We start from the raw sequence: 3,091 nt of genomic DNA, 5'->3' as shown, positions 1-3,091 counted from the left end.
TGTCATGGTTTGTTGAGATTTTTGCTTTGCAGGCCTGGCAACGACCTACTCTCCCAGGTCTTGAGACATAGTACCATCGGCGCTGAGGAGTTTAACGGCCGAGTTCGGGATGGGATCGGGTTGAGGCTCCTCGCTAGTGCCACCAGGCCGGCGAAGCAAAAATGAAGCCCTTGCGATTGCGGAGCAATCGTCAAGAGTATGCGCAGCGACAAATACGAAGTGTTTGTCGCGAGAAGCATACAAGATGGTTGTTTTCTATTTTTCACATTGTGCAGCGTGTTTGCTGCGTTGTGAGTATTGATAAATGAGAGCGATCAAGCCGATCAAGCTATTAGTACCGGTAAGCTGCACGGATCGCTCCGCTTCCACACCCGGCCTATCAACGTGGTGGTCTACCACGGCTTTCGAGGGAGAACTCATCTTGAGGTGGGTTTCCCGCTTAGATGCCTTCAGCGGTTATCCCGACCGTACATAGCTACCCTGCACTGCGGCTGGCGCCACAACAGGTCCACCAGAGGTACGTCCATCCCGGTCCTCTCGTACTAAGGACAGATCCTCTCAATTCTCCTACGCCCACGCCAGATAGGGACCAAACTGTCTCACGACGTTTTGAACCCAACTCACGTACCACTTTAATCGGCGAACAGCCGAACCCTTGGGACCTTCTCCAGCCCCAGGATGTGATGAGTCGACATCGAGGTGCCAAACGATTCCGTCGATATGGACTCTTGGGAATCATCAGCCTGTTATCCCCGGCGTACCTTTTATTCGTTGAGCGATGGCCGTTCCACAACGGACCACCGGATCACTATGGCCGACTTTCGTCTCTGCTCGACTTGTCAGTCTCGCAGTCAGGCGGGCTTATGCCATTGCACTCGACGAGCGATTTCCGACCGCTCTGAGCCCACCGTCGCACGCCTCCGTTACTCTTTGGGAGGCGACCGCCCCAGTCAAACTACCCACCATACACTGTCCCGGGCCCGGATGACGGGTCGCGGTTAGACATCCATGATCGTAAGGGTGGTATTTCAAGGGTGGCTCCACCGGGGCTGGCGCCCTGGCTTCATAGCCTACCACCTATCCTACACATGCAAGCACGAATGCCAGTGTAAAGTTATAGTAAAGGTGCACGGGGTCTTTCCGTCTAAGCGCAGGTACCCCGCATCTTCACGGGGAATTCAATTTCACTGAGTCTATGCTGGAGACAGCGGGGAGATCGTTACGCCATTCGTGCAGGTCGGAACTTACCCGACAAGGAATTTCGCTACCTTAGGACCGTTATAGTTACGGCCGCCGTTTACCGGGGCTTCGATTCAAAGCTTGCACCTCTCCTCTTAACCTTCCGGCACCGGGCAGGCGTCAGACCCTATACGTCGCCTTGCGGCTTAGCAGAGCCCTGTGTTTTTGTTAAACAGTCGCCACCCCCTAGTTTGTGCCCCTCGCCCATGGTTGCCCACGAACGAGGCCTCCTTATCCCGAAGTTACGGAGGCAAATTGCCGAGTTCCTTCAGCATAGTTCTCTCAAGCGCCTTGGTATACTCTACCAGTCCACCTGTGTCGGTTTCGGGTACGGTCTGATGTGGGAGCTATTTCCTGGAACCTCGTGATGGCATGCTCAATCCAATAAGAACACACCACGGAAGAGATCCGTCACTACCCACTGGTTGAGGAATATTCACCTCATTCCCATCGACTACGCTTTTCAGCCTCGCCTTAGGGGCCGACTAACCCTGCGCAGATTAGCTTTACGCAGGAACCCTTGGACTTTCGGCGACAGTGTCTCTCACACTGTTTGTCGTTACTCATGCCAGCATTCGCACTTCCAATACCTCCAGAGCTGCTCACGCATACTCCTTCACAGGCCTATGGAACGCTCCGCTACCGCGTGCTTGCGCACACCCACAGCTTCGGCTCGTGGCTTGAGCCCCGTTACATTTTCGGCGCAAAGACCCTTGTTTAGACCAGTGAGCTGTTACGCTTTCTTTAAAGGATGGCTGCTTCTAAGCCAACCTCCTGGTTGTTATGGGATCCTCACATCCTTTACCACTTAGCCACGAATTAGGGGCCTTAGCTGGTGGTCAGGGTTTTTTCCCTCTCGACGACGGACGTTAGCACCCGCCGTCTGTCTGCCGCATAGTGTTTCCAGGTATTCGGAGTTTGGTTAGGTTTGGTAGATCGGTAAGACCCCCTAGCCCATCCAGTGCTCTACCCCCTGGAACATTCGTGCGACGCACTACCTAAATAGTTTTCGCGGAGAACCAGCTATTTCCGAGTTTGATTGGCCTTTCACCCCTAGCCACAAGTCATCCGAGGCTTTTTCAACAGACACCGGTTCGGTCCTCCAGTGGGTGTTACCCCACCTTCAACCTGCTCATGGCTAGATCACATCGGTTTCGGGTCTAATAAGACGGACTGAACGCCCTGTTCAGACTCGCTTTCGCTACGCCTACACCTACCGGCTTAAGCTTGCCCGTCTCACTAAGTCGCTGGCCCATTATACAAAAGGTACGGTGTCACCATTGCAGGCTCCACCTGTTTGTAGGCATCCGGTTTCAGGATCTGTTTCACTCCCCTCGTCGGGGATCTTTTCACCTTTCCCTCACGGTACTGGTTCGCTATCGGTCACTGAGGAGTACTTAGGCTTGGAGGGTGGTCCCCCCACGTTCAGACAGGGTTTCACGTGCCCCGCCCTACTCAAGTCCCTTCATATCATCGTCGCATACGGGGCTATCACCCACTCATGCCCGGCTTTCCATCCGGTTCTGCTGACTCAATGAAGGGCACTGGCCTGGTCCGCGTTCGCTCGCCACTACTAACGGAGTCTCGGTTGATGTCCTTTCCTCCGGGTACTTAGATGTTTCAGTTCCCCGGGTTCGCTCTTAATCCCCTATGTATTCAGGGATAAAGTACCTCCATTTGACAATTGTTAGTCCAAGATCGCTCAAGAACTTGCGCTCTCGAGACAATCTCAAAATAACAATTGTCGGAAGTGGGTTTCCCCATTCGGATATTTTTGGATCAAAGCTTGTTCGCAGCTCCCCAAAACTTTTCGCAGCGTACCACGTCCTTCATCGCCTCTCAGTGCCAAGGC

Annotated in this window: 2 rRNA genes (1 of these 2 only partly in view); both read right to left on the bottom strand. The window is 53.8% G+C overall.

From position 1 onward, the window contains the following. Positions 1-32: 32 nt before the first annotated feature. Positions 33-147: ribosomal RNA gene (rrf, locus tag ACIGJE_RS35660) — 5S ribosomal RNA — on the bottom strand. Positions 148-310: 163 nt separating this feature from the next. Continuing rightward, positions 311-3,091 (bottom strand): 23S ribosomal RNA (locus ACIGJE_RS35655); it runs 30 nt beyond the window's last position.

The organism is Labrys sp. E2SS-1L, from assembly GCF_057073705.1.
This window is presented reverse-complemented; position numbering and strand designations above follow the sequence as displayed.